A 26,686-nucleotide genomic window follows, 5' to 3' on the forward strand; every position below is an offset into this window, starting at 1 on the left:
CCTGGTCAGCCAAGCTAGGGCCCGGGCCTGCGTCCGTCTCAAGATCCACAAACCGCAGGCTACCGGCCCTGTCACAACCTAACCGACCAGCATTGGGGCTATGCCGTCCACAAGGACACCACGAACGACGACTCGTGCCCGTCCGGGTACAACTCGTCGTTCACGGCGCTGTCGACGTTCCTCGGCGCACAGAGTGACGGCGTGACGCTGTCACTGATCACCGGCTGAGAATCGCGGCCGGCCAGGTGCGATCCACCTGGCCGGCCGCGGGCTCCGGTCGCCCGACAGTCGGGCGGTCCGACGTCACGGGCGGCAGGTGATCGAGCCGGTCTGTCCACTGTATTCCGTCCATTGTGGACGAGCTGAAGGATGTCAGGTCGAGTGTCGTGTGTCGGACGTGCACTTCGTCGCGGTGCGGTGGTCGGCACGCGACAGAGCCGGTGCCGTGCGTGCCGGGTCGGCTTGTCCGAGAGCCGCCGCGATGCGTAGGCGCAGCAGGGCCGCCCGTGGGGTCGGTGTGGTCTCGGCGACCGATTCGCGGACCAGGTCGTGGATGAACCGGAACGAGAACGGGTCGGCGGGAGCCGAGCAGACAGAGTGCGTCGCCTGGGTTCCAGGCGGGCCAGACAGGTCCCGATGTCCAGGCCCGCGGCACGGGCGAGCAGGTCGAGGTCGACCTCGCGGCCGATGGACGCGGCGAGCCGGAGGAGCTCCCTGGAGTCGTGGTCGAGGCCTGCCATGCGGTCGCGGACGACGTCGTGCACGGTGGATGGCACGCCTGTGCTCGCGGCTTCCTCGGTGAGCACGGCGCGGCCCGCGAGCAGCCTGGACAGCTCCCGGACGAAGAACGGGTTGCCCGCGGTACGGGCGTGGATGGTGCGGGCGACGTCCGCACCTGGGTCCTTGCCGGTCTCGAGGCGAACGAGTTCGGCCACCTCGGCCTCGCACAGCGGCCCGAGCCGGATGCGGCAGTGGCCGGGCACCCGGCTGGCCGTGGCGAGCGTCCGCGACAGGTCGCCGCCGTGGGCGCTCACCCGGTCGCGGAGCACGCCGACGATCACGGTGCCGCGGAGCATCCTGGCTGCCAGACGATCGAACAGCCGCAGTGACGCCACGTCGGCCCGCTGCAGGTCGTCGATGACGAGAACCACCGGCCGCTCGGCCGAGACCTGGCCGATGAAGGTGACGACCTGCTCGAACAGGTCGAACCGCGTGCGGCGGGTGTCGTCGTCCGCTGGCGCCGGCGCGGTCAGGCCCATCGCGCGTTGGTCGAAGAGGTGGCGGAGCTCGCCGTCCTGCCACCTCTCCCGCGTGGTGGCGGGCAGGTCGTCGAGGACCGTGCCGAGCGCCTGCATCCACGGCCACATCGGCGGTGCCTCGTCGTCGTCGAGGCAGTGACCCCACGCGACGAGCGCGCCGCGCCGGTCCGCTTCGGCGGTGGCCTCCTCCAACAGGCGGGTCTTTCCCACCCCGGGTTCCCCCTCGACGATGACGAGTCCGGTGCCGCCGTCGAGCGCTTGGCTCGACAGCTGGTGAAGCACCGTGAGCTCCCGTGCCCGGCCGACCAGGGCGCTGACGGGCGGTGTCCTGGGGTCAGGGCACGGGCACCGCCGTCTGGCGCAGCACCCGCTGGTGCGCTGCCCGGAGTGCGTGGCCGGGTTCGATACCGAGGTCCTCGGCAAGGCGCGTGCGGATCGCGCAGAACACCGCGAGTGCTTCCGCTCGTTGCCCGGCGGCAGCCAGCGTGGCGACGAGGCTCGCCTGGACCGGCTCGTGCAACGGTGCCATCGAGCTGGCCAGGCGAAGCGCGGGCAGTACTCGATGTGGCTGTCTCAGGGAGATCGCGAGTTCCGCCGCGGCCTGGCATGCGTCGAGGAACTCGCCGTTGAGGGCGGTGAAAAGGGGCATCGCCGCTGATCCGTAGGTGAGTCCGTGGCCCGCGGGGCCGTGCCACAGGCCGAGGGCCGCGGTGTAGTGGTCGACGGCGGTGTTGGCGTCGGGGCGGGTCCTGGCGGTCTCGATGTGTTCGCGGAAGGTGATCAGGTCGAGCATGCCTCGGGTGGTGGTGAGCCGATAGCCGTTGCCGTGCCGGTGCAGGTACGAACCGGCTTCGCGGGGTAGGACCGTTGGTTCGAACACCCGGCGTAGGGCGCCGACGTACTTCTGGAGGACGTTGGTGGCGCTGGCCGGGGCGCCGTCGTCCCAGATCAGCTCGATCAGTTCGCTCGCACTGGTCGGACGGCCGCCGCGGGCCAGGAGCAGGGCGAGCAGGTAGGCCTGCTGGCGTGGGCCGGGGTCGAGCTCGACGCCGTCGCGGGAAAGTCGGAGGGGACCGAGAATCCGGAGATGTAGGGAGCTGTTCACGACCCGGGCCGAGCCGTCGTTGCCGGCGGTGGCGACGCGGGTGCTGTCCGAGCTGAACGCCAGCCGCCACACCGGGCCGCGATGACCACGCGACCGAGGAGATATGGATTCACTGACGCCGAACGGCGAAGTTCCATGATGCCAACGAGTTGAAGAACGGAGACGAACCACAGTGTGACTACTGCGGCGCGGACGTAGTGCGGCGCCTGTCTGAAGGGATATCTGTGGGCGGTGGACGTGGTAGCGGAAGTTGACTACAAGGCGTTGAGAAGTGCATCCTCGCAGGAGGTGTCCAACGGTCTTGTCGGTGTCGAAGAGGCGGGGTGGCTGTCGGGGGTGATGCCGGTGGTGTGCGCCGTCGGTGTTCGAGTGGCGCGACAGGTACCGAGGTTCCCGACCGGATTGGGTCATTGCGGCTGGGCGAGGGGCATGACCGTCAGCTGGGACAGGCACACGTGGGCGGGACGGCTTACCGCGTAACAGATCGCGTCGGCCACGTCGTCGGCGTTGAGCAGTCGCCCGTTCCTTGCCGCGGTCATCATCCCTTCGCGGAGGTCGGGATGGGTCGCGTGGTCGAACAGTTCGGTGGCCACGCCACCGGGTTTGACGTCGGTGATCCGCACGCCGGTCGGGGCGAGTTCCGCTCGGAGCGCCCGGGACAGGTAGCTGACCGCGGCCTTGGTCGCGCCGTAGACGGCGAACGCGGGGACGGCGGCATCGGCGCCGGTGCTGGAAAGGTTGACGATGTCCGCTGTCCGGCCTTCCGTCGCTGCCACAAGCAGGCCGGGGAGCAGGGCACGGGTGACGTGGAGCAGCGCGATCAGGTTGAGGTCGAGCATGTGCTGCCATTCCGTGCCGCGCCGGTCGGCGATCGGGTTGGGCAGCATGACGCCGGCATTGTTGACCAGCAGATCCACGGCACCCAGCCGGGCCGTGACGTCCTCGGCGATCCGGTCGATCGAGTCGGGTCGGGTGAGGTCGGCCGGCACCGCGAGGGCCTGTTCGCCGATCTCGCTGGCCAGTGCCGCCAGGCGGTCGGCCCGGCGCGCGACGAGGGCGACACACGCGCCGTCGGCGGCCAGGCGGCGGGCGGTGGCCGCGCCGATCCCGGAGGCCGCGCCGGTGACCAGAGCGACGCGGCCGGTCAGGGGCGCGGTGGAGGTCGTTGTCATGGCCCGGACTCTGGGCGTGACCGGCGCGACCAGCCAGAGGTCAGGCTTTCCTAGGTCGAATCGGACCACCCACCTGTTGCTACTCATCGGGCATGCTGGTGCCATGGCATCTGAGCTGGGACGTTTCCTGCATGCCCGGCGTGCCCGAACGCAGCCGGCCGACTTTGGCCTGCCCGCGGCCGGCGTGCGCCGCGTCCCAGGGCTGCGGCGTGAGGAGCTGGCGTCGTTGGCCGGGATCAGCCCGGACTACTACACCCGCATCGAGCAGGGCCGGGTCAGGCCACCGCAGCACACACTCGAGGCGCTGGCCGTCGCCCTGCGGCTCGACGACGTCGAACGCGAGCATCTGCGGCGGCTCGGCACCGTCGACCGCAAGCCGGTCACGACATCCCGTCGCCAGCCTCGACCCCGCGACGAGTCGGTGCGGGACGGTGTGCGCGCGATCCTCGACCGTTTCGCGGACCTTCCCGCCGTCGTCCTCGGGCGCCACCTGGACGCGCTGGCCTGGACCCCGGTCGGCGGTGCGCTGCTTGGCCTGCACGAAGCCGGCGAACGCAACATGGCTCGCCGGGTGTTCCTGCTGCCGGAGGCTCGAAGTCTGTATCCGGACTGGGACAGCGTCGCGGTGGAGATGGTCGGGCATCTCCGCCGAGTGTCCGTAGCACGTGCCGGTGAAATCGTTCTGGCACAACTCATCGGCGAACTGGCCATGGTTTCGGCCGACTTCGCGCGGCTGTGGTCGCGGCACGACGTGCACGCGGGTGTCAGCGACCACAAGCTGTTCCGCCATGCCCAGGCCGGAACATTCGAACTCGAGCCGGAAGTCCTCACGTTGCCCCGGGACCAGCAAACTCTGTGCGTCTACCGGGCCGAACCGGGCTCGACCGGCGCCGAGGCGTTGACGTTGCTGAACACGCTGGTCGCCTCGGGTCTGACTACCACAGGAGCCGGCGACGTACTGTCCTGTTTGGATGGATAGTCATAGTGGACGGTGGTAGATCGGCGACACCGCCGGTGCCTCGACCCGCCGGCCGGAGTCCGACCGTCCTGCTCCTCCTCGACCTGGCGGTCCACCTGCGTTTGGTGGCCTGCCGGAGCGGTCCTCGTCGTGGCCGGCCTGAAACAGTCGAGAAGGCCATGGACAAGCTGATCGGCCCGGTCAACCGGCGAAGGCGACGCCCGGCGTGCCGGTCACACCCAGGCCCGTCACGCGCAACACCGATCCGTCCGGTGTGTCGGCCGGGATGTCGAGGTCCTCCGAGGCCGACGTGACGAACAGGTTCGCGCCACCGAAGGCGCATGACGACGGTTGTTCGACCGGGACGGGGACGTGGGTCAGAGTTCGGCCGTGGCGGTCGATCCGCCGGAGCTCGTGGCCGCCCCACATGGCGATCCACAGCGTGCCTTCGGCGTCCACGCACATGCCGTCCGGTAGGCCGGCGTCGCCCGGGAAGGTGGTCACCACCCGGCGTGCACCCAGCTCGGCCGTGTCGAGGTCCACGTCGAATGCCAGGACCTGCCTCTCGATCGAGTCGATCAGGTAGAATTCCCTGCCGTCCTGGCTCCAGCCCATGCCGTTGGGCAGCGTGAGTCCGTCGAGGACGACGTGGGTGCGCCAGTCGGTGTCGAGGACGTGCAGCGCGCCACGTCCCGCCTCGAAGTCCACGTGCGTGCTGCCCGCCCACAGTCGGCCGCGCGGGTCGCACTTCGCGTCGTTCATCCGGTGGTGCTCGCTCAGGAGGTCGTGCCGTGGGCGGTAGGTGCCGTCGGTGTCGACCTCGGCGAACCCGCTCGCCGTCGCCGCTACGAAGCCGCCCCGCAGGCGGGGGACCGCGGCGCCGACCAGGGTCGGCAACCGGACCGTGCGGGTGACCCCGTCCGACAGGGTCGTCGTGTGGATGTGGCCGGCCAGGATGTCCACCCAGTACAGGCAGTTCTCCCGCTCGTCCCAGTGCGGGCCCTCGCCCACCCGCGCCCGGGCTGGGACGGCCACCTCGACGGTCACCAGCTGACCCCCGTTTCGTCGGTCGGGTCGGCCCAGTCGGTGTTGGGCACGAGGGGGTACCAGCCCGGTCGGCCCGGGTCGCGGTCGTACGGGTAGCCGCCCTCCTCGCGGTACCGCTCGGCGTACTCGGCGACCTTGTCGTGGTCGAGCCGCACGCCGAGGCCGGGGCCGCAGGGCACCTCGATCGCGCCGTCCGTGTACGGGAGCTTCCCGCCGGCGATGACGTCGTCGGTGAGGTGGTGGTAGTGGGCGTCCGCGGCGAAGGTGAGGCCGGGCACCACCGCACCGAGGTGCAGCATCGACGCGAGCTGGATGCCCAGCTCACCGGAGGAGTGCACGGCGACCGGGAGCTGGAACGTCTCACAGATCCCCGCGGCCTTCACACAAGCCCGGATGCCGCCCCAGAACGTGGTGTCCAGCAGGATGACGTCGACCGCGGGGGCGAGGACGTTGGCCGCGAGCTGTTCGAAGTTCACGACCAGGGTGTTCGTCGCGAGCAGCGGGCCTTTGCCACGCAGTGCGCGCATGCCGCCCATGCCCCAGGTCGGGTCCTCGAGGTAGTCGTTGTCGACGTCCGCGATCGCGTCGATCACCCGCATGCTCTGCCGCAGCGACAGCGCGCAGTTCGGGTCGTACCGGAACGTGTCGCCCGGCAGCGCCGCCGCGAGCGCGCGGTAGCACTCGACCTCGTAGCCGGGCTCGAACACGCCGCCCTTCAGCTTGTGCGACCGGAAACCGTGACGCGCCCTGAGTTCGAGCGCGTGTGCCACCAGCTGGTCCACGGTCCGCACCTCGCCGCTGCCGGTGGCCGGGTCGGCGTAGCGGTAGAACAGGTAGCTCGCGAACTCGACCCGGTCGCGGACCCGGCCACCGAGCAGGTCGTGCACTGGCACGCCGATCCGCAGCCCGATCAGGTCGAGGCAGGCGAACTCGACCGCGGCGTGCAGCTGGGTCCTGTTGTTGTACAGCGACGCGGTCGGGTTGCAGATCTTGAACCGCAACGCCTCGAGGTCGAAGGGGCTGTGGCCGACGAGATAGGACTCGAGGTCGCGGACCGCGGCGGCCGCCGACTCGCCCCCGCCGCCGAGCTCGCCGAGGCCGACGAGGCCGTCGGCCGTCTCGACCTCGACCAGGGTGCGGACGAAGCGCCCCCAGTGCGCGCCCGCGGCGTGCCGCAGCGGGGCCACCAGGGGTACCGACACCGTGGTCGCGCGGACGGCGCGAATGGTGAAGTCGTGGAACTCGCGCTGTGTCGACGGTTCGCTCACTCCGGCAACACCACGCCGGCGCTCGCCAGCAGACCACCGTCGACCGGAATGGCCGCGCCGGTCACGAAACTCGCCCGATCGCCGGCGAGGAACGCCACCACCTCGGCGACCTCCTCGGCGCGCGCGACCCTGCCGAGGGGATGGGCCGCCCCCCACCGCCCGATCAGCTCGGCCGCGCTCGCCGCGTCGCCCGCGAACAGCCGCGCGGCGTCGCGCAGCATCGTCGTGTCCACCGAGCCGGGACAGACGGCGTTCACCCGGATCCCGTTGGCCGCCTCGTCGACGGCGAGCGAGCGGACGAACCCCAGCAGGCCCGCCTTGCTGGCCACGTACGCCGCCACCGCCCGCTGCGAGACGAAGGCCTGCACCGAGGACACCACCACCACCGAACCTCCGCCCCTGGCACGCAGGTGCGGAACGGCGAACCTGGCGGTCAGGAAGCACCCGCGCAGGTTGACGTCGAGCACCTCGTCCCACTCCTCGGTCGTGGTGTCCGCCGCGGCGCCGTACCGCTGGACACCGGCTGACGCCACGACCACGTCGAGCCCGCCGCCGGGGCGCGCCGCCCGATCCACCAGCGCGCGGACCTCGGGCTCGGACCGGACGTCGACGGCGAACCCGGCCACCGTCCCGCGTGCCACCAGCGTGAGGTCGGCGACGGCGGCGTCGACCTCGGCCTGGTCGAGGCCGGCGATCGTGACGTCCGCGCCGCGCTCGGCCAGCATCGAACCGACCGCGCGGCCGATCCCGCTCGACCCGCCTGTCACCAGGACGGATTTGCCGGCGAACTCCATGTGTCCTCCGCGTCGATCTCGTGTTGGCATACTTGCATACAAGCCGCTGTGCTGTGACGATGTGCCGCATGGCGGGTTCGGACAGGCCGGGTGGCGAAGCGTGGTCCGCGACGGGTCTCGCGCCGATCGTGCGCGGCAGGGGTGCCAACCGCACGTCGGACCGCATCTTCGCCGAGCTCGAGGCCGCGATCTGCGACCTGCGCCTCGAGCCGGGCCGGCTGCTGTCCGAGACCGAGCTCGCCGGCAGGCTCGGGGTCAGCCGCACGCCGCTGCGCGAGGCCATCGGCAGGCTGGTCGACGTCGGTCTCGTCGACGTCACGCCCCAGGTCGGTACCCGGGTGGCGATGATCCGGGCGAGCGCGGTCGAGGAGGCGCGGTTCATCCGGGAGGCACTCGAGATCGCGGCCTACCGCGACGCCGCCGCGCTGCCACACCGTGACGTCGGCCGCATGCGGGGCCTGGTCCAGCTCCAGGAGTCGGCCGCCCGCACGCGGGACCTGGAGGCGTTCTTCGCCGCGGACGAGGCCATGCACGAGCAGGTGTACGTGCTGGGCGGCCATTTCGGCGCGTGGCAGGCGGTCCGGCGGATCAAACCCCAGCTCGACCGGGTCCGCAGGCTCGGCCTGACCGATGCCGGCCTGCTCGACACGCTGATCGCCGAGCACGCCGGCATCGTCGACGGTCTCGAGTCCGGCGACACCGAGGCCGGGGTGGCGCACCTCCGGACGCACTGCCGCCGCGTGCTCACCACGTTGCCCGCGTTGCGCGTGAGCCACGAGCACTACTTCACCGGCACCTGAGCCGCGGTCGGGGGACCGCCGCGGCACCGAACCACCGGAAGGGGCATCATGTCGCGCTTCGCCGACCAGACAGCCATCGTCACCGGGGCGGGCTCCGGCATCGGGCACGCCATCGCGGACTGGCTCCGGGACGAGGGCGCGACGGTGTTCAGCGCGGACCTCGACCCCTCGGGCGTCCCCGACGGCCCCCGTCCCGTCCGGCTCGACGTGTCGCGCGAGGAGGACTGGCCCGCGCTGGTCCCCGACGTGCTCAGGGCGACGGGCCGGATCGACCTGCTGTTCGACAACGCGGGCATCGGCTCGACCGCCGACCCGGTGAGCTGCGGCGTGCGGGAGTGGGACAGGCTCTTCGCCGTGAACGCGCGCGGCCCGTTCCTCGGTACCCGGGCGGTGCTGCCCACCATGCTCGCGCAGGGCCGAGGCGCGCTCGTGCACACCGCGTCCGTCGCAGGCTCGGTCGGGCTCGCCAACCGCACCGCCCACTGCGCGAGCAAGGGCGCGGTCATCGCGTTCAGCAGGCAGGTCGCCATCCAGTACGCCGGCACCGGCGTCCGCGGCAACTGCGTCTGCCCCGGGACCGTCGACTCGCCGTGGGTGGCGCGGCTGCTCGACGGCGGCCTGCTCGCGGGCTGACGGCCGGTCCCCGCATCCGCGGTCCGGCATCACAGGTTGGACCGGACGCCGGCCCGGAAGAAACGCTGGAACGCGAAGAACACGACCACGGTCGGCACGGAGACGAGCAGCGCCGCCGCCATCAGGACCGGGGGACTCGCCGCCGTGCCGTCGGTCTGCAGCCGCGCGAGCGCGGCCATCACCGGCTGCACCTGCGGCGAGATCGTCAGCGTGATGCCGAAGAAGAGCTCGTTCCACACCCAGACGAACTGGAACACGAACGCCGCCGCCATCGCGGGCCTGGCCAGCGGCAGGTGGATCGATGCGAACATCCGCGACCAGCTCGCACCGTCGAGGCGCGCCGCCTCGACGAGCTCCGGCGGCATGGTCACCAGGAAGTTGCGCACCACGAAGAACGCGAACGGGACGCAGATCGCGATGTAGACGACCGTGAGCACCGTCCAGGTGTCGTACAGCTCGACCGCCACCGCGCCGAGGAACAGCGGCCTGGCGAACACCTGCAGCGGCAGCAGGGTCCCGGCGTAGACGAACCAGAACCACAGCACGGGCCGCCGGATCGGCATGATCGTCACCGCGAACGCGGCGAGCGTGGCGACCAGCACGGCGACGCCCGCGCAGAAGATCGCGTAGTACAGGCTGTTGCGCATCGACGGGCCGAACCCGCCTACCTCCCACGCGGTCGCGACGTTGTCGAACAACGCGAAGCTGTGGGGCAGCCACAGCGGCGTCCCGGTGTAGTCCTCGGTCGCGGTCATCGCGTTCACGACGAGGAGGTAGGCCGGCACCAGCCAGAGCAGGGCCAGGACGACCAACGTCACGCCGCGCGCCCACGCCCCGAACGTCGAACGCCTCATCGGGGGCTCCTCAACTGCGAGCGCAGGTAGATCCACGAGCTGAGCAGGACGATGACGGTCAGCACGACCGCGAGGGCCGCGCCCGTCCCGGGGTTGTTCAGCAGGAAGGTCTCGCGGTACATCGACAGGGCGAGGGTTTCCGAGCTGCGGGCCGGTCCGCCCGCGGTGAGGACCCAGACCACGTCGAAGGCACGCAGCGCGTTGGCGAGGGTGATGCCGACGACCACCGCGGTCGCGGCGCGCAGCTGGGGGAAGGTCACGTACCAGAACCGCCGCCAGCCGACGGCGCCGTCCAGCGCGGCGGCCTCCAGCGTGTCGGGCGGTACCGCCCGCAGGCCGACGAGGAAGAGGATCACCGCGACGCCGGTGCTCTGCCACGTGTTCACCAGGATGGCGCTGATGGTGTTCAACGGCCATTCCAGAAGCCACGACTGCCGCCACCCGTCGAGCCCGAGCCCGCCGAGCGCGGAGTTCACCGCCCCGTCGGTGCGCAGCAGGAACGAGCCGATCACGGCGACCGCGGAGCCGGACAGCGCGTAAGGCAGCACGACCGCGAACTGAGCGACCCGACCCCACCGCGCGGTCGAGGTCAGCACCGCGACCGCGAGCCCGACCCCGACCGGCAGCAGGAGCGAGCCGACCACCCAGATCAGCGTGTTGAGCAGCGACCTCGCGAGGACCTCGTCGGCGTAGATGTTCCGGTACCCGTCCACGCCGGCGAACTCCGCGGCGGCCGTGTCGCCGAACAGGCTGCGCCACACGGTGACGCCCATGGGCACCAGGAGGACGACGGCCACGAGGCCGACCGCGAGGAACAGGTAGGCGGCGGTGGTGGCGCGGGGAACCGCGAGCCCCGCCCGCCCGTCCCGAGGGCGGGTCGGCGGTTTCGTCGTCTTCCGCGTCAGGACGGCGGAGCTCACCGTCCTTCGTCCTCCCACGCGGCCCATTCGGTCCTGGCGCGGTCCTGCATCTTCGACAGCAGGCCGTCGATGTCGCCCGGGTGCACCATGAACCCGCCGAGATCCTGCACGTTGCCCTCGACGAGGGCGGGCGGGCTCGCTTCCCAGTACCTGTTGAGCAGCACGGGGTCGGCCGTCGCGATCTGCTCCCTGACCGAGGCGAGCACCGCGTCGTCGGGGACCACGTCGGGGTTGGGTGAGTTGTCGCCGATCTGTTCCGCCCACACCTCCTGGACCTCGGGGGACAGCCAGTGCCGCAGCTGCTCGACCGCCGCGTCCCGGTTCGGCGCGTTCGCCGGGACGGCGAGCACGCCGCCCTCGACGAAGACCGACTGCGTGCCGCCCGGCTCGACCGTTGGCAGCAGGAACGCGCCGTAGTCCTTGCCCGGCACCAGCTTCGCCGTCTTCATGACGCCGTTCTGCCACGTGCCGGCGGTCAGGTGGGCCAGCTTGCCGGTTCTCATCAACGCGGCGGCGTCGCTCATGGCCGAGTCGGCCGGTGTCATCCACCCCGCGTCGATCCACCGCTTCCAGATCGTCATGGCCTCGTGGACCGTGGGATCGGTGTAGGACGCCTTGCCGGTGGCGAGCTTCTCGTAGAAGGCGGGATCCTGTTTGGCGACGAGGTCCTGGAACGGGATGAGCGGCGTCCAGCCGTCGGACTGCCCCGACCACATGGGGGTCACCCCGTTACCCTCGAGCACCTGTGCGTTGTGCTCGAACTCGGCGAACGTGGTCGGTGGCTTGAGCTTGTACTTTTCATACAACGGGATGCTGTAGAAGACGACCCAGTTGGACTGGTACGCGGGCAGCCCGTAGACCTTGCCGTCGTACTCGTACGCCTCGCGCAGCCGCGGGTCGACCCACCCGTTCTTCTCGGCCTGTTCCCACACCTCGGTGAGGTCGGTCAGATGGCCGTCGCGCGCGATGTCCTGGAGGCGGTAGCCGCTCCACCACTTGATGATGTCGGTGATGCTCGACGTCGGCAGCGCCGTGCGGACCTGCTGCTCGTAGTTGGTGGTCAGGGGGATGGCCCGCGGCTCGAACCCCCGCCCGGTGGTCTCGGCCAGCTTGTCGCCCACCGTGACGAACGCGCCCTCCCAGTAGGAGTTGTCGCTGTACACGGTGAGCGGGCCGTCGGCGCTGGAGCCTCCGCTCGACGGACTGGAACAGGCGGTGGCCACCAGGGCGAGGGCGGCGATAGCGGCGATGCGCTTGTCGTGCACGACGTCACACTCCTTCGGGCGCGTGGATGGTAACGATACCATCTGTCAAGTAACCCTCTGAGGAGCAAAATTCCCTGTCTGATCGCATTGTTGGTGGTGAGATCGATTCGGCATGCGGTGATATCGTTATCAATACGATCGAGGCCGAAGGAGACGCGGTGGCACCCGAGGAAGGCTCGTCGCGTACTCCGCGGCCGAGGATGGCCGACGTGGCCCGGCTCGCGGGCGTGAGCCCGATGACCGTCTCGCGGGTGCTCAAGGACCCGTCGAAGGTGTCGCAGGACGCCGTCGGCGCCGTGCTCGACGCGGTCGAGACCCTCGGCTACCGGCGCAACGAGAACGCCCGCAACCTGCGGCTCGGCCGGGAACGTGGGCTCATCGGCCTGATCGTCACCAACCTGACGAACCCGTTCTACGCCCAGCTCGCGGTCGGGGTGGAGTCCTTCGCGGGTGAGCTCGGCATGCGGGTGATCATCGGCAACTCGGCGGGCTCGGTGGCCAAGGAACGCCAGCTGGTCCACGACTTCGCCTCGCGAGGGCTGGGTGGCATCGTCGCCGCGCCGTGCAGCAGCGACCACCGGCACTTCGAGCCCAGCCTGCTCGCCGCGATGCCGGTGGTGTTCGTCGCGAGCCCCGGTCTCAAGGTCGCTGTCGACGAGGTGCTGCTCGACGACTTCGGCGGCACGTGGGAGATCGTCCGCCGCCTGGTGGACAAGGGGCACCGCAAGATCGCCTTCGTCGGGTTCTCCGGCGCGATGTGGACCGGCTCGGAGCGCTTCCGCGGCTACTGCATGGCGCTGGAGGAGGCCGGGATCCCCATCGACCCCCGGTACGTCGCCCGTCAGCCGGGCGACGAGCAGGCCGCAGCCGCCACGATCACCCGCGAGCTGCTCGACCTCGACGACCCGCCCACCGCGGTGTTCGCGGCGAACAACCGCAACACGGTCGGCGCCTACCGCACGATCGTCGAACGCGGCGCCGACGTCGAACTGGCCGGGTTCGACGACTTCGAGCTGGCCGACCTGCTGGCCCGACCCGTCACGGTCGTCCGCTACGACGCACACGAACTGGGCCGCTCGGCCGCGCGGATACTCCACGAACGCGGCGAGAACCCCCACGTCGACGACCGTTTCGGCGTGCGGCGGCTGGTGCTGCCCACCGAGGTCGTCGAGCACGGAGCCGTGCGGCGCTGAGCCGGCGTCAGCGTCCTGCCGGCCACAGCCCCACCGCGCCGGCGAACCGGGCCCTGGTGCCCAGGTCCTCCTCGATGCGCGGCATCTCGTTCCACTTCGCGGTGCGTTCGCCGCGGGTCAGCGAGCCGACCTTGACCCCGTCGGCACCCCAACCGACCGCCAGGTGGGCGATGGTGACGTCCTCCGTCTCGCCGGAGCGGGTCGAGACGACGGCGGTGAGACCGTGGGCCCGCGCCGCCTCCCTGGCCGCGTCGGTGACGAGGAAGTCGTCGCCGACGACCTGCACCCGCGAGCCGATCTCGGTGACGAGCATGGCCATGCCCTCGGCGTCGTCCTCGGCGAACGGGTCCTCGATGGACACGATCGGGAACCGGTGGGTCCACCCGACGAGCCGGGCGCACCACCGGTCCCTGGTCAGGGTCGCGCCGTCGTGCCGGAGGGGGTAGCCGCCGTCGGTCGCCAGCTGGGTGGCGGCCACGTCGATCGCGATACCGACCTCGGTGCCGGACCGCAGGCCGGTGGTGTCGCCACTCGCCACCACGCAGGTGGATCTCGGAGACCCAGTCCAGGGTCTCGGCGAACGACGACGCGCCGAACGGGACCACGAGCAGGTCCTGCAGGTCGATGCGTCCGGCCGCGTGCGCACCGCCGCCGAACACCTGCACCTCCGGTGTCGGGAGCCGGTCCGCCCCGGGGTCCAGAAGTGTCCACAGTGGCCGGTCGGTCGCGTCGGCCGCCGCGGCGACCGCCATCGATGTGGCGACGACCTCCACGGTGGGCACACCGCGGGAGTCCCACCGCCGATGCCCCCGGACGGCGACGATCTCGGTCCGGTCACCCACGGGGCCTTCTCGCGTCGAGGGCCGCGAGCCACCGGCGGCACGCGGTGTCGAGACCCGGCGCCGGTTCGACGACGCCGGCCAACGCGGTGGCACGGACGAACTCCTGGTCCGCCGGATCCGTCAGGTACTCGACGGGCGACAGTCCGTCGACTCGGGCGAGGCCGAGTGCCGGCAGGATCCGGGCCGCCCGCCCGTCCACGTCATCGGGCGGTTCCCATGCGACACCGGCGAGGTAGGCCGCCGCGAACCGGCCGGCGGCGGCGACCAGCCGCCCGGCCGTCGCGGCCCCGGCGATCACGGCCTTCAGCAGCAGGTGGTTCACGCAGAACGCCACGTCGAACGCGGGGTCGCCCGGCGAGGCGCACTCGGCGTCCACGAGCACCGGACCATCCGCACCCACCAGCACGTTCTTCGGGCTCACGTCACCGTGGACGAGGGTCACCGCCGAGGCGGCGAGGTCGTCGGCGATCGCCAGCAGGCGGTCGGCCACCTCGCCGTGCCGTGCCGCGGTGGCGCGCAGGTACGGCGCGATCCGCAGCGCCTCGAACAGGGGCCGCGCGTCCGACCACTCCGCACGGTCGTGGTCCACCGCGCCGGCGTGCAGCCGCACCAGCCGTTCGCCCAGCAGGCGCGCCGTCGAGTCGTCGACCTCGCCGGCCAGGAGCCGGCTCTTCCACACCCGCGCGTCGATCCACTCGAGGACGAGCACCCCCCGCTCCTCGTCGAACGCCAGCACGTGTCCCGCCGCGGCGGGGTCGATGGTCGCGGCCAGCCGCAGCCACGCCGCCTCCCTGCCCGCACGCGCGGTCGAGACGCGCCAGTCGCGGGCGACCTTCAGCTTCGACAGCGCTCGCTTCACGCACACGGGGCCCGAAGGCAGCTCCACCCGCCAGACGTCCGAGGACACACCGCCAGTCACCGGGACCCCCAGCACCGGGCCGGCCGGGTCACCCAGGCCGTGCGCGTCCAGTGCCTCGGCGAGCGGCCGGGGGAGCGGCCGGGCCGAGTCGTCCGCCTCGATGGTGGCGTGGTGGAGCATCGCGGTGGACAGCGTGCTTCCCGACACCAGCAGGTAGCAGTTCCCGTTGAAGAAGCTCGCCTTGCGGGCCGGCGCCGCGGGGTCGCGTCCGTCGATCCCGGTCCAGTGCGCCTGGCCGAACGGGCCCTCCCACGTCACCGCGCTGATGCGGCGCAACCAGTCGACGGTCGCGGCGCCGTCGCCGAAGCGGAACCGCACCTCGGCCGACAGCCCCGGCCAGCCGTCGTAGGCGCCGGTGGACTGGTGGTCGGCGCGGTAGGTCTGGAACTCCGGCAGCGCGGAGGTGAGGCTGTCCGCGTCCTTGGGCGACAGGGCCCGCATCCAGTCCGGGGTCTCGAGCTCCGCGACGAAGAAACGCAGCATCGCGCGCTTGTGCTCGTCGTCGAGCCGCTCGCCCAGATAGTGTCCGACGTACATGAAGTCCAGGCACGTCCGCACGACCCGCTCCCCGGTGGGGGTGACGCAGCGGAAAACGCCGTCGTCGAACAGGTCGAGGACCGCCCGCTCGACGGTGTCCGCCCTGGCCCGGTGCGTGCCCGCGTGTTCGGGGTCGAGCACGTCGGCGGCGTAGCGGTAGCACCAGGCGGCCAATGCGTTGAACGACGCGAGCCGGTGCTCGTAGGAGCTGACGCACTCGAGCACGTGGTGTGCCTCGCCGTAGTCCGCGAGCGCCTCGCCGTCCGCCAGCTCCTCGTGCCGCGCCACGTGGCGCAGCAGGTGTGCGCGCACGGTGGTGTCGCCGACGACGGTGTCCAGCCAGGACCGGTCGCCGGTGTGGTCGAGGTAGGCGGCCGCCGCGGTCACCACGGCGCCGTCGTTGATGCCGTACCACATGCCGACCCCGCGCCCGGTCAGGATGTCGATGCCCCAGTGCCGGTCGGTGCCGGCGACCAGGAACGCCTCCAGCTGGCGGCGCAGTACGTCGGGATCCAGCCGCGCCAGCAGGGGAGCGACGAGGTGGAGCTCCCACAGGAAGCTGGTCGTGGCCGCGCCCTCGGTCGCCCCGGTCGTGTACGCGGTGGTGAGCGGCGCGAGGTCGCTCGTCCAGATCGCCTGGCCACCGGTGGCGAACCGGGCCCTCGGTCCAGTGGGCGCGGGGGTCCGCCTGCCGTGCAGGAGCGCCAGCACGCCCATGTAGTACAGCCGGTCGAGGGCGCCGTTGCCGAACCGCAGCGCGGGCAGCGAGCCGGAGAAGTGCTCGTTGCCGGGGGTGAACGCGGCGGCCCACACCCGTGACCACGTCTCCTCGGCGTCGGCGTCGTCACCGCGTGGCACGAGCCCGGGGTCGGTGCCCTGCACGCCGGTCCACGCGACCTCCTCGCCCTCGGCCGCGTCGAACGACACCACGGCGAGGCGGCCGACGTGGCTGTCCTGGCGACCCGCGAGGAAGTCCTCGTGGCGGGTGTGGACCCGGACCCGTCCGCCGTCGGGCACGAAGAACCTCGCCAGCCCGAACGTCTTGTTGTCGCCCGTGCACACGGCCCCGTGCTCGAACCGGACGTTGAGCTGGGGGACGTCCTCCGGCGGCAGGTTCCAGTAGTCGGTGAAGCTCCACGTCCGGCACAGTCCCGTGAACACCAACGCGTAGCGCCCGGCGCGGTGGAAGGTCAGCCGCTCGGTCACCGCGGTGTCACCGCTGTGCAGCCGGGTCCTGGCCGACACGACCGGATGGCGCCTGCGGATCTCCCACGGCGACACCTGGTAGGAGGTTCCGGCTGGATCCACCTCGGCGGGCCTGCCGAGGCCGTCGAGCGCGTAGAGGCGCCCGGTCGGGGTCGGCAGGCCGGTCGGCGGTGCCAGCCAGTTCTGGATGCCGGCGGGACCCCAGCAGCACTGCACCGATCCGACGAAGTTCTGCACGACCGGGAGGGCGAACCGGTCCTCCTCGGTCGGAGCGAGCCAGCGGCTGGTGAGCTCACCGAGTGGTGGGGGAGTGCCGACCCTGGCGGACAGCCGATCCGGTGAGTTCACTGTGGACACCCCTCAGAACGTGGTGCCGCGGCGCGGCACGAGGTCGGCGTGCGGCGTGGCCTCGCCGGTCCGGGCAGCATCTCCGCCGCGGGTGGTCGAGGAGCACGGGCGCTCCAGGCGTCGGGGGAAGGGCTGGTGCTGGCTGGTGGCGAATACTAATATACTAGTATGGCGACTTCCCAACCGATCAACCGCGGACTTCGTGGCGATCTGGCTCGCAACCAGGTCTACGAGGTACTGCGGGAACAGATCGTGTCGCTGCGTCTCCTGCCGGGTGAGCGCGTGTCCGACGCCGCGATCGCCACGAGCCTCGGTGTCAGCCGCACCCCGGTTCGCGAAGCCGTGCTGCAGCTGGAGGACGAGGGACTGCTCCGGGTCGTGCCGCAGCTCGGCACGTTCGTCGCCCGCATCAGCGTGGCGGCCGTGCACGACGCCCAGTTCGTCCGCGAGGCACTCGAGACCGCCGCGCTCGCGCGTGCCATGGGCAACGTCACCGAGCACGACGCCGACCGGCTCACCGCCAACATCGCCGAGCAGCGGCGTGCGGAGGCGGCGGGCGACAACGAACGGTTCTACCGGCTCGACCAGGAGTTCCACCGGCTCATCATGGAGCTGAGCGGGCATCCCAGGGCCTGGCGGATCACGCAGCGGATCCGCGCCGACATGGACCGGGTCCGGCGGCTGAGCCTGCCGGAGCCCGCCGTGCTGTCGCACCTGATCGACCAGCACGAGGTCATCGCCGTCGGGCTGATCGACGGCGACCGCGAGAAGTCCGAGGCCATGCTGCGTGACCACGTCCGGCTGGTCGCGGTGACGCTGCCGCGGCTCATGGCGCGGTACCCCGACTACTTCGAGGAGTCGTCCGGACCGGACGCACCCTGACCTCCAGGAGGACCCGTGACATCGACGTCCGTCCGCGCCCACCTGCTCGCCGTGCTCGCCGTGGTGTCGCTCACCAGCAGCACCACGGCGGTGGCGGAGCAGACGCCGCCGGGAGCGCCCGTGCTCCAGAGCACCGGGGTGAGCGTGCTCCGGCCGGTGGAGGTGACGGCCTCGTCCGGCGACCGGGACGCCGGCGCGGCCAACGCCGTCGACCAGAGCCTCGACTCGGTGTGGCGGGCGACCACGGCAGACGCGTGGCTCGCGATCGACCTCGGCGGCCCGCGGAACGTGGTCAAGGTCCAGCAGACGTTCGCCGACGACGACGTGTGGCGGTTCGTCGTCGAGGGTTCCGTGGACGGTGGGGACTGGGCGGTGCTGGTTGACCGCGCGGCTGGGCGCGCAGGGCGGACGTTCGGCGACGGTGTCACCGGCGTCTACCGCCACCTCCGCCTGCACGTGCTGGGTTCGGCCGGTGGGCACGATCCGTCCAGTGTGGACTTCCGCGCGGTCGGGGCCCCACCGTCGACCGACCTCACGGCCGCCGCGACGGCCACCGCGTCCACCGCGCTCGCCGGTTACACGCCCGCCGATGCCATTGACGGCAACGTCTCCTCCTACTGGGTGGCCGCAAGCGGCAGCACCCCGCAGTGGCTGAAGGTCGATCTCGGCAGCCCTCGGAACCTGTCCGCCGTTCAGCAGAACTTCAAGGACGTCGACACGTGGCGGTTCGTCGTCGAGGGGTCGGTGGACGACCGGACCTGGACGCCGCTCGCCGACTACCGCGCCGGCGTGCGGGGGCAGTTCTTCCACCTGCCGGTCAGCGGTCAGTTCCGCTACGTCCGCCTCACCATCACCGCGTCCGCCTCGGGATTCTGGGCCGACAGCACGGAGTTCCGCGTGTTCGGCCCCGGCGGCGCCCCGACCGCCCGCGAACTCGCGGCGGGGACGAAGGCGCAGTCGTCGTCCCTGCGGCCGGGGCACGAGCCGTTCACCGCGGTGGACGACGACCCGCGCACGTCGTGGCAGGCGCTGGACACGACCTCGCCGCAGACCCTCACCGTCGACCTCGGCAACTCGAGCGTGCTCAGCAGGATCGAGCAGTCGTTCCCCGCGGCGGACACCTGGTCGTTCGTCATGCAGGTGTCCAACGACGCCGCGGCGTGGACGACCGTGCTGGACCGCTCGGGTGGCGCCACGGGACGGACGTTCACGGCCGACGTCGACGGCGCCTACCGGTACGTCCGGCTCACCGTGCCGCGGCCGTCGGCGGGCGGGCAACCGGCAGCCAGCCAGGACCTGACGGTCTACGGCATCGGCTCGCCGCTGCGGACCCGGTGGTGGGAGGACCGCTCCGGCGTCGCGCGGTTCTTCCCCGTCTGGCAGGGCATCACCCTCGACGAGATCCGCGCACAGCTCGACACCCTGAAGGCGGAGGGCCACAACGCGATCGAGCTCGCCCCGATCTTCGAGGGCAATCGGGACGTGTGGGCCGGCCTCGGCGTCACCAACCTGTACAACGTCCACCCCGACGTCGGCACCTTCACCGACCTCCAGGAGCTGCTGACCGCGGCGCACGCCCGCGACATGAAGATCCTCTTCTTCGCCAACCCCGGTTACGCGCACGAGTCCGCGCCGTTCTTCCAGAAGGCGCTGCGTGACTTCGCCGCCGGCGTCGACAGCAAGGAGCGCTGCTGGTTCGACATCCGTGCCACGCCAGGGGAGTACGACCGCTGGGTCTACAACGCGACCTACCACGCCTACTACTGGGCCCGCTGGGACGACGCCGCGCCGTCGTTCCACTTCGCGAAGCAGTGCTGGCGCGACGAGGTCCGGCGCTACGTGACGTTCTGGATGGACAAGGGCTTCGACGGCATGATCTTCGACGCACCGAACGTCTACCACCAGACGACGCTGGAGTACAACAACGTGGCCATCACCGACGTGATGCGCAACTACGACACGTTCATGAACGCCGAGGGCGCCGCGGAGCGCGGCTTCATCACCGACTGGCACTACAACAGCCTGCAGGACTACTCGATCACCCAGTGGGCGATCCCACCCGAGCCGGGTTCGAGCAGCGTTCTCAACGCGATCGACAGCGCCAACCCGAACGGCCTGGAGAACGTGCTCAAGGGCTACCGGGACGAGATGGTCGAGGCGGGCGGCATCACGCAGACCCCACCCAACTGGGGCCGCAGGAACTACCCGGTGAACAAGCGGCTGCTCGAGATCGCGACACTCACCACGATGGGCACGCTGTTCTACGTCCACAACGACTACTTCACGGTCAACCCCGTCGAACAGGAGTTCCCGCACTGGACCCAGGCCCAGCGCGACATGCTCCACACCCTCATGAAGGCCCAGAGCGGCTACGCCGCACTGGCGCCGTCCGGACTGCGGGTGAAGCTGGCGACCAACGACAACGCCAGGTACTACGCCTTCCTGCGCACGAACAAGGACGGCACGGTCAAAGCCGTGGTGGTACTCAACTTCCAGGCGTCGGCCGCCGACATCACCGTGGACCTCACCAACGTGGGCATCAGCACGAACCAGACGCCGATCAACCTCGTCACCGGCACGGCGGCGAGGCCGATCACCGCACCGTCCTACACCATCCCCGTCCCCGCCTACGGCGTCGCGATCCTGACCGTCGACTGACCCAGGAGGACAGTGGCCGAGAGGTGGTCGCGCACCGGAGCAGGCGGCTCACCCGCTCCAGCAACATCAGCCGGAGAGGCCCCTGATCTGGGCCCTGGACCTGGGACGCCTGGGGCTTTCGGCGCACGGCGATGGGCGAGATTGGGTACTGGTCTGCAGCTTGACCTTGACACAGGTGTCAGGGTGCTAGCTTCCGGTCATGCCTGTCGACATTCGGGAATGGAACCGTCGGATCGTGACGGAGTTTCGATCGAACGGGGGATTCGTCCGGTGGAGCACCGAGCAGGACCTGGCCCAAGGTCGTCCGATACCGCCTCTGTTGCCCGGTTTCGATCCGGACCAGACTGTTCCGATCATCCTGGTCAGCCACATCGGTGCGGTGACCAGTCGCCGACGTACGAACCCGTTGATGTACCAGGCGGTGGACGACGCCTTCGCGGTCTTCGCGACCTTCGGCGGGAGCCCGCGACCGCCCGCCTGGTACCGCAACGTCGAGACGAACCCCGAGGTGACCATCGAGGTGGGCTCCGACCTGACGCGGGCCATCGCCCGCGTCGCCCACGGCTCCGAACGTGACGCCATCTGGGATAAGCAGGTTCGCCTCATGCCCGCGTTCGCTGATTTCGAGAAAGCCGCCGGCCGGCAGGTACCGGTCGTCGTCCTCGATCGGGTCCAGAGTTCAGCCACTGCGGACCAAGTCGAAACACCGGAGTGACATGACACCTGCTGCCGATCATCGCGACGGGCTCCGCATCGGTGAACTCTCGCGCCGGACCGCGACCAGCGCTCGGTCTCTGCGCTACTACGAGCAACGCGGACTGATCACCGCCGACCGGGAACAAAACGGTTACCGCCGCTACGGGCCCGACGTCGTCAACGTGGTCAACAACATCCGCGTCCTGCTCAGCGCTGGCCTGTCCGTCGACGACATCGACCAGTTCGGCTCCTGCGTACGATCACCTGACCTGAACGCGGCACCCTGCACAGCGGCGCTCGACATCTACGAGCAACGCCTGACAACCCTGCGGACCAAGATCGACGCTCTTGAGCACCTTCACGCCACACTCGTCGAGCACACAAGTCGTCTTCGCGCACAGCTACGTGACTAGTGCGGTGAGCATCAACGTTCGCCGGGTCCGTCGGTCGCGGCGGAATGCAAGGAAGGCGTCCTTCACTGCACCCATGAGGGACTGCCGCAAACCCGCGACCGCCTGCTCGCCACCATCCGCCTCCCAGCAACCCGCCGCCGCCCTGAACGTAGTCGCCACTCTCGTCGAACAATTCCTCCTTACCCGACAACGACCCGGTATCGCCGACTGGTGACGCCGAGTGTTCACCTGCCGCGTCGTGGAGGTCATCAACACCAACCAGCTCCCGGACGACAGGCACCCGGCATCGCGCACGCTGGCCTACATCCCGGCGAGCGGCTCGCAGATGCAGGTCGCCCTCGCCAAGTGGGTCACCGCCGACTCCGGTGGTACGGGACGCGTGCTGATCAACCAGGGCACCGACTGCCCGGCCCCGGCCGCGTTCGTGGCCGCGGGCAAGGAGACCTACGAGACGGACTGCCCGGGCTGCGAGATCACGATCAACGAGATCTCGTCGGCGGACTTCGCCCTCATCCCGTCTTCCACCAGTGCCGCGCTGCTCAAGAACCCGAGTTCGGTTGGGAGCCGCGCGGCACGCACGCGGAGTGCGGCCTTGGTCTGCGGGTCAGGGCTCTGTGTTCGTCGCCTCGGGACTTGCGCAACGGGCCGGGACCGTCGACGTGTCGGAGCGCGATGCGGTCCGCCGTTCGCTCATCGCACGAGACCACGACACCGAAGTCGCGGACGACCTGGAACGCAACGCGGTCGAAGCAGTCGCTCGCCTGCGGCTCGACGCGGACGGGACCGTCAGGCTCGTGCCCGGCTCGGCGGGAATCCCCGCGCTCGTCGAGCGCGTGCTGACAGTGGTCTACGACGCACGACATGCCGGTGCCTGGCGACGCCTGAAGCTGTGCCGCAACCGGGCTGACGAACCCGAACCCCAACCTCCTCGTGCACCTGGCACGCACCGCTGTCGAAGCGGGGCGTGTCCGGTGCTGCGGAGCAGCGCGCGCTCAGCCAGCCCACCGTGTCGGCAGCGCTGCTCCGCCTGCGCAGGCACTCCGGTGATCCACGTCCCATGCGTGCAGGCAACCGCTACAGCATGACGCCCCTGGGCGGTGCTCCTGCGGTCTATCGTGTCGGACGCGATCGCCGGAACGGAGCGCGGTTTCCAGGCCGGCGATTGTGGATGCGGCAGGCCGTGCAACGCGCCCTCGGGGCGCGAGAGCACCGGATCTCCGGCGTACGGAGTGACGCCGCGTCGTCGGCGACGACAACGCCCGCGTCGGGAACGTCTCGCAATGTTCAGGCGCGCTGGAACTGACGAGTGGCCAGTGACACGACGAGCCCACCCAGAGCAAACCAGGGATTCCAGAGGATCAGGCTCCACTGCGTTTGCGATGGGCCCACCGCCGAGGCAACGCCGCCGGCCCCAGTCAACAGAACAACCTCGAGCAGTAGTCCACGGGCGAGCAGACCGATCCCACCCAACCAACCGAGGATCACCATCGCGCGGCGCAGGCGGCCAGTCAGCCGCCAGCACGTCGTTCCGACACTGAAAGCCGCCCCGGCGAGGAGCAGCAGTGCCACGCCCCACAGCCCGAGGAGCACGAACCATGGCGGTCGGTGAGCCGCGAGGTCGGCTCCCGCCGACGAAGCCAGCCCAACGGCCCCTCCTGCCGCCCAGTAGATGTGGAGCACCGCGAAGAGCACACACCACACGCAGGCGAGATATCCCCACATTCGCACAGCGGGGAGCGGGTGCGGCCGATCTGCTGACATCACATCGTGGGCAACGACGAACCAGACGACTGGGTTCCCCACCATCGATATGGCTCCGCGCAATGGGTCAGAGTTCGTCGATCCATCCGGCGATCGCGGCACGAGCGAAGGCCGAGGGTGGGGTGGTGGTGTGGGCTGATCAGACCGGGCTGCGATCGGACGCCGCCCCGCCTGGCCGGTCGTGGGCGCCGAAAGGACGCACGCCGGTTGTGCGGGTGACCGGCAAACGGCTACGCATCAACGTGATGTCCGCGGCCTCCGCGCAGGGCGCGTTGTGGTTCACCGTCTTCCTCGGCCGGTTCACCGCGCCGGTGTTTACCGCGTTCCTGGACCGCCTGGGCCGACAAGCTGGACGGAAGGTGCACGTGATCGTCGACCGACACCCGGTCCACCGCAGCAAGAACGTCCGCGACTGGCTCAACCAGCACAGCGGGCGGGTCGAACTGCACCTGATGCCCAGCTACAGCTCCGTGAGCAGACTGGTGAACGGACCGGGACGATCGGTCGGGTCGCTGACCAGTTCGGGGTGCATCGGGAGGCGTTGCGAACGTGGGTTCGGTGGGCTGAGGTCGATGGCGGGAAACGGGTCGGCACGTCGACCAGCGATGTTCAGCGGATCGCTGAGCTGGAGCGGGAAATCGTGAGCTGCGGCGTGCGAACGAGACTTTGAAGGCCGCGTCTGCGTTTTCGCCCGGGAACTCGACCCGAAACCGCCGCGCTGGTCGGGTTCATCGACACCCATCGCGAACGGTTCGGTGTCGAGCCGATCTGTGCCGTGCTGGACACTCATTGATCACGTGGGATGGACCCGCGACCCGTGCGTCGCGCGGCTGCTCGGCGAATTCGGCTGCTATGGAACAAGAGTACTCGCCGCGCTGCGCGTCCCGACGCTGTTCTCCCTGTGGCCGGCCGACCACCGCCTGCGGTTGTGAACTGCTCGACACCGCGGGCGTTCGACCACGGTTTGTCGGGATGGCCGTAGCCAGGTGACCAGAGCCTGCCACGCACTTCGTGGACCTCGGGATCACCACGGCATAGCCGAGGCGTGGACGGGTGAGGGACGCCACCAGCGCATCAGGCTTGCGCTGATCGACATGCCGCCGCCGAAGCCGGCGAGTACGACCAGGTCGCCGTCGGCGACCGCGTCGGAGCGGTTGGCCTCGTCGAGGGACACGGGGATGGCCGCGCTGCCCGTGTTGCCGTACTTGTGCACCGTGCGGTGCAGTCGCGCGTTGGTCAGGCCGCAACGCTCGGCGAGCTCGTCGATGAGCCGGCCGTTCGCCTGGTGGGGTACGACATGCGCATCCTGTTCACGACGATCTCGGAACACTCCCACATCCTGGCGCAGACGCCGATGGCGTGGGCGCTCGCCACGGCGGGGCACGACGTCCGCCTGGCCAGCGCCCCGGCCATGACCGACGTGATCACCTCGGCCGGCCTGACCGCGGTGCCGGTCGGGACCGACCACAACATGCACGAGATGCTCGCGCAGCTCAGCCAGCAGGGCGCCGGCTCGATCGAGAACGAGCTGTCCGACTGGAGCGAGCCGTCCGTGGACAAGCAGACCTGGCAGGGGATCCTGTTCAAGTACCAGGTGACCGTCCCGATGGCGCTGGCGCCCTACAACGACCCGATCGTCGAGGAGCTCGTCGAGTTCGCCAAGTCCTGGCGTCCCGACCTCATCGTGTGGGACCCGCTGACCTACGCGGGCGCGGTCGCCGCCACCGTCATCGGGGTGCCCCACGCCCGTCTGCTGTGGACGGTCGACATCTACGCCGCCATGCGCGAGGCGTTCCTGGAGCTGCGTGACCAACAGGCGCCCGCCATGCGGCAGGACCCGCTGGCCGACTGGTTGGGCAACCAGCTCGCGGCCCACGGCAAGGAGTTCACCGAGGAGGTCGTCACGGGGCACTTCACCCTCGACCCGATCCCCGACAGCATCCAGCTCCCGCCGACGGGCAACCGCGTCCCGCTGCGCTACACCCCGTACAACGGCCGGTCCGTGGTGCCGAGGTGGGCGTGGGAGGAGAACGACCGGCCCAGGGTCGTCGTGACCTCCGGCTCGTCCTTCGAGGCCGCGCTCGGCGCCACCTTCCTGCCGTTCTCCGACGTGCTCGCCGGGCTGGCGGACCTGGACGTCGACGTCGTCACCACGCTGAGCGAGGCGGAGAAGGACAAGCTCGGCACGCTGCCGGACAACGTGCGCGCGGTCGGCTTCGTGCCGATGCAGGTGCTGCTGCCGACGTGCTCGGCGGTCGTGCACCACGGCGGGTTCGGCACCTGGAGCACAGCGGCCCTCGCCGGCGTGCCCCAGCTCGTCACGACCATCCGGCACGGCGACCTGTGGCTGCGCGCGCAGCGCACCGAGGAGATCGGCGCGGGGCTGAGGCTGCACGGCCCGTCGGTGACGCCGGAGAGCGCCCGCGCCGCCGTCGTCCGGCTGCTCGAGGAGCCGGGATTCCAGGCGGGCGCGGCAAAGCTGCGTGAGGAGGTCCTCGCCATGCCGACCACCGCCAGCGCCGTGGCCGACGTCGAGCGGCTGACCAACGAGCACAGAGCGGTCCTGGTGTGAAGGCGCGCCGGCTCGCCGTCGAAGGGGCGTTCGAGTTCACCCCGGACGTGCACTGCGACAACCGCGGCCACTTCGCGTCTCCGTTCCAGGAGCCCGCGTTCGTCGAGGCCACCGGGCACACGTTCACCGTCGCGCAGACCAACCACAGCAAGTCCGCGCGTGACGTCGTCCGGGGCGTGCACTTCACCACGACACCGCCCGGGCAGGCCAAGTACGTCTACTGTCCCAAGGGCAGGGTGCGCGACCTGGTGCTCGACGTCCGGGTGGGGTCGCCGACGTTCGGCGTGTGGGACGTGGTGGAGCTCGACGAGGACTCCCTGCGCGCCGTGTACTTCCCGCTGGGGGTCGGCCACGCGTTCCACGTGATCGAGGACGGCTCCGTCATGGCCTACATGGTCTCCACCGGTTACGTGCCCGCGCGGGAGATCTCCATCAACCCGTTCGACCCGGCGCTGGACCTGCCGTGGCCGATCGGTGCCGACCTGGTCGTGTCCGACCGGGACCGCGTCGCACCCACGCTCGCGCAGGCACGGGAGAAGGGCCTGCTGCCGGTGTACTCCGACTGCGTGGCCGACTGATTGGAA

The 26,686-nt window shown here is 70.5% G+C and carries 25 protein-coding genes and 2 pseudogenes; 13 read left to right on the plus strand and 14 right to left on the minus strand.

Annotated elements, in window-relative coordinates; translation table 11 throughout:
- Positions 1-98: 98 nt before the first annotated feature.
- From CLV71_RS48970 to CLV71_RS43840, 3 genes are all read right to left on the minus strand, one after another.
- On the minus strand, positions 99-1,682 hold the full coding sequence (locus CLV71_RS48970; RefSeq protein ID WP_279588799.1) for an ATP-binding protein: 1,584 nt from the start codon (positions 1,680-1,682) through the stop codon (positions 99-101).
- Entirely contained in the window at positions 1,594-2,436 is an 843-nt protein-coding gene (locus tag CLV71_RS48975; RefSeq protein WP_208298024.1) for an AfsR/SARP family transcriptional regulator, read from the minus strand. The genes CLV71_RS48970 and CLV71_RS48975 overlap by 89 nt, the downstream gene beginning before the upstream one ends.
- Before the next feature lie 335 nt (positions 2,437-2,771).
- On the minus strand, positions 2,772-3,536 hold the full coding sequence (locus CLV71_RS43840; RefSeq protein ID WP_133908896.1) for an SDR family oxidoreductase: 765 nt from the start codon (positions 3,534-3,536) through the stop codon (positions 2,772-2,774).
- A gap of 103 nt (positions 3,537-3,639) precedes the next feature.
- Between CLV71_RS43840 and CLV71_RS43845 the strand changes: the two genes are divergently transcribed.
- Entirely contained in the window at positions 3,640-4,515 is an 876-nt protein-coding gene (locus tag CLV71_RS43845; protein ID WP_133908897.1) for a helix-turn-helix domain-containing protein, read from the plus strand.
- A gap of 180 nt (positions 4,516-4,695) precedes the next feature.
- Here the strand turns inward: CLV71_RS43845 and CLV71_RS43850 are convergent, their stop codons facing one another.
- From CLV71_RS43850 to CLV71_RS43860, 3 genes are read right to left on the minus strand one after another with little or no spacing between them, the layout of a single operon-like run.
- On the minus strand, positions 4,696-5,541 hold the full coding sequence (locus CLV71_RS43850; protein WP_166664500.1) for an SMP-30/gluconolactonase/LRE family protein: 846 nt from the start codon (positions 5,539-5,541) through the stop codon (positions 4,696-4,698).
- Positions 5,538-6,809, minus strand: a complete 1,272-nt coding sequence (locus tag CLV71_RS43855) for an enolase C-terminal domain-like protein (protein ID WP_243867385.1) — start codon at positions 6,807-6,809, stop codon at positions 5,538-5,540. The genes CLV71_RS43850 and CLV71_RS43855 overlap by 4 nt, the downstream gene beginning before the upstream one ends.
- On the minus strand, positions 6,806-7,603 hold the full coding sequence (locus CLV71_RS43860; protein ID WP_133908899.1) for an SDR family NAD(P)-dependent oxidoreductase: 798 nt from the start codon (positions 7,601-7,603) through the stop codon (positions 6,806-6,808). Before CLV71_RS43860 ends, CLV71_RS43855 begins: the two co-directional genes overlap by 4 nt.
- Before the next feature lie 68 nt (positions 7,604-7,671).
- Between CLV71_RS43860 and CLV71_RS43865 the strand changes: the two genes are divergently transcribed.
- Positions 7,672-8,403, plus strand: coding sequence for a GntR family transcriptional regulator (locus CLV71_RS43865; RefSeq protein ID WP_133908900.1), 732 nt, complete (start codon positions 7,672-7,674; stop codon positions 8,401-8,403).
- A gap of 48 nt (positions 8,404-8,451) precedes the next feature.
- Positions 8,452-9,036 carry an SDR family NAD(P)-dependent oxidoreductase gene (locus CLV71_RS43870; RefSeq protein ID WP_208298025.1) on the plus strand — a complete coding sequence of 195 codons (585 nt, stop codon included), beginning with the start codon at positions 8,452-8,454 and terminating at the stop codon, positions 9,034-9,036.
- Positions 9,037-9,065: 29 nt separating this feature from the next.
- On the opposite strand, the gene CLV71_RS43875 is transcribed toward CLV71_RS43870, so the two are convergent.
- Genes CLV71_RS43875 through CLV71_RS43885 form a run of 3 tightly spaced genes read right to left on the minus strand, consistent with a single transcriptional unit; the run spans position 9,066 to position 12,075 of the window.
- Positions 9,066-9,890, minus strand: coding sequence for a carbohydrate ABC transporter permease (locus tag CLV71_RS43875; RefSeq protein WP_133908902.1), 825 nt, complete (start codon positions 9,888-9,890; stop codon positions 9,066-9,068).
- On the minus strand, positions 9,887-10,810 hold the full coding sequence (locus tag CLV71_RS43880) for a carbohydrate ABC transporter permease (RefSeq protein ID WP_208298026.1): 924 nt from the start codon (positions 10,808-10,810) through the stop codon (positions 9,887-9,889). The genes CLV71_RS43875 and CLV71_RS43880 overlap by 4 nt, the downstream gene beginning before the upstream one ends.
- The gene (locus CLV71_RS43885; protein WP_166664501.1) at positions 10,807-12,075 is read right to left on the minus strand and encodes an ABC transporter substrate-binding protein; all 1,269 of its coding nucleotides are present in this window, start codon (positions 12,073-12,075) and stop codon (positions 10,807-10,809) included. The genes CLV71_RS43880 and CLV71_RS43885 overlap by 4 nt, the downstream gene beginning before the upstream one ends.
- Before the next feature lie 158 nt (positions 12,076-12,233).
- Between CLV71_RS43885 and CLV71_RS43890 the strand changes: the two genes are divergently transcribed.
- Positions 12,234-13,268: a LacI family DNA-binding transcriptional regulator gene (locus CLV71_RS43890; protein ID WP_208298027.1), complete on the plus strand. Its 1,035-nt coding sequence runs from the start codon at positions 12,234-12,236 to the stop codon at positions 13,266-13,268.
- A 7-nt stretch (positions 13,269-13,275) separates the two neighbouring features.
- Here CLV71_RS43890 and CLV71_RS43895 read toward each other — a convergent pair whose 3' ends face one another.
- The 3 genes and pseudogenes from CLV71_RS43895 to CLV71_RS43905 all read right to left on the minus strand — a co-directional run bounded on the left by CLV71_RS43895 (position 13,276) and on the right by CLV71_RS43905 (position 17,120).
- A complete protein-coding gene (locus CLV71_RS43895) occupies positions 13,276-13,806 on the minus strand; it encodes a phosphopyruvate hydratase family protein (RefSeq protein WP_208298028.1) in 531 nt (176 codons plus the stop codon).
- Positions 13,807-13,825: 19 nt separating this feature from the next.
- Positions 13,826-14,020, minus strand: a pseudogene (gene eno, locus CLV71_RS50845) (phosphopyruvate hydratase); the annotation flags it as partial.
- An 82-nt stretch (positions 14,021-14,102) separates the two neighbouring features.
- The gene (locus CLV71_RS43905) at positions 14,103-17,120 is read right to left on the minus strand and encodes an aminoglycoside phosphotransferase family protein (protein ID WP_133908906.1); all 3,018 of its coding nucleotides are present in this window, start codon (positions 17,118-17,120) and stop codon (positions 14,103-14,105) included.
- Positions 17,121-17,288: 168 nt separating this feature from the next.
- On the opposite strand from CLV71_RS43905, the gene CLV71_RS43910 reads away from it, so the two are divergent.
- The 4 genes from CLV71_RS43910 (at position 17,289) to CLV71_RS43925 (ending at position 21,769) form a co-directional block, all read left to right on the plus strand.
- On the plus strand, positions 17,289-18,002 hold the full coding sequence (locus CLV71_RS43910) for a GntR family transcriptional regulator (protein ID WP_133908907.1): 714 nt from the start codon (positions 17,289-17,291) through the stop codon (positions 18,000-18,002).
- A 15-nt stretch (positions 18,003-18,017) separates the two neighbouring features.
- Positions 18,018-20,660 carry a discoidin domain-containing protein gene (locus CLV71_RS43915; RefSeq protein ID WP_133908908.1) on the plus strand — a complete coding sequence of 881 codons (2,643 nt, stop codon included), beginning with the start codon at positions 18,018-18,020 and terminating at the stop codon, positions 20,658-20,660.
- 199 nt (positions 20,661-20,859) lie between these two features.
- Positions 20,860-21,375, plus strand: coding sequence for a nitroreductase/quinone reductase family protein (locus CLV71_RS43920; RefSeq protein ID WP_133908909.1), 516 nt, complete (start codon positions 20,860-20,862; stop codon positions 21,373-21,375).
- A 1-nt stretch (position 21,376) separates the two neighbouring features.
- The gene (locus CLV71_RS43925; RefSeq protein WP_133908910.1) at positions 21,377-21,769 is read left to right on the plus strand and encodes a MerR family transcriptional regulator; all 393 of its coding nucleotides are present in this window, start codon (positions 21,377-21,379) and stop codon (positions 21,767-21,769) included.
- A gap of 1,284 nt (positions 21,770-23,053) precedes the next feature.
- On the opposite strand, the gene CLV71_RS43930 is transcribed toward CLV71_RS43925, so the two are convergent.
- Entirely contained in the window at positions 23,054-23,575 is a 522-nt protein-coding gene (locus tag CLV71_RS43930) for a DUF3995 domain-containing protein (protein WP_133908911.1), read from the minus strand.
- A 17-nt stretch (positions 23,576-23,592) separates the two neighbouring features.
- Here CLV71_RS43930 and CLV71_RS50850 point away from each other — a divergent pair, with 17 nt between their 5' ends.
- From CLV71_RS50850 to CLV71_RS50325, 3 genes and pseudogenes are all read left to right on the plus strand, one after another.
- The gene (locus tag CLV71_RS50850) at positions 23,593-24,174 is read left to right on the plus strand and encodes a transposase (protein ID WP_424923961.1); all 582 of its coding nucleotides are present in this window, start codon (positions 23,593-23,595) and stop codon (positions 24,172-24,174) included.
- Positions 24,167-24,320, plus strand: a pseudogene (locus CLV71_RS49880) (IS3 family transposase); the annotation flags it as partial. The gene CLV71_RS50850 and the pseudogene CLV71_RS49880, both read left to right, overlap by 8 nt.
- 7 nt (positions 24,321-24,327) lie before the next feature.
- Complete coding sequence (locus CLV71_RS50325) at positions 24,328-24,462, plus strand: hypothetical protein (protein WP_279588800.1); 135 nt, start codon at positions 24,328-24,330, stop codon at positions 24,460-24,462.
- Positions 24,463-24,554: 92 nt separating this feature from the next.
- On the opposite strand, the gene CLV71_RS43940 is transcribed toward CLV71_RS50325, so the two are convergent.
- A complete protein-coding gene (locus CLV71_RS43940) occupies positions 24,555-24,860 on the minus strand; it encodes a 3-oxoacyl-[acyl-carrier-protein] synthase III C-terminal domain-containing protein (RefSeq protein ID WP_243867389.1) in 306 nt (101 codons plus the stop codon).
- Here CLV71_RS43940 and CLV71_RS43945 point away from each other — a divergent pair.
- The gene (locus CLV71_RS43945) at positions 24,828-26,102 is read left to right on the plus strand and encodes an activator-dependent family glycosyltransferase (RefSeq protein WP_133908913.1); all 1,275 of its coding nucleotides are present in this window, start codon (positions 24,828-24,830) and stop codon (positions 26,100-26,102) included. The genes CLV71_RS43940 and CLV71_RS43945 overlap by 33 nt on opposite strands.
- Positions 26,099-26,680, plus strand: a complete 582-nt coding sequence (locus tag CLV71_RS43950; protein WP_133908914.1) for a dTDP-4-dehydrorhamnose 3,5-epimerase family protein — start codon at positions 26,099-26,101, stop codon at positions 26,678-26,680. The genes CLV71_RS43945 and CLV71_RS43950 overlap by 4 nt, the downstream gene beginning before the upstream one ends.
- Positions 26,681-26,686: the final 6 nt, after the last annotated feature.

It is taken from the genome of Actinophytocola oryzae (genome assembly GCF_004364325.1).
Lineage (GTDB): Bacteria > Actinomycetota > Actinomycetes > Mycobacteriales > Pseudonocardiaceae > Actinophytocola > Actinophytocola oryzae.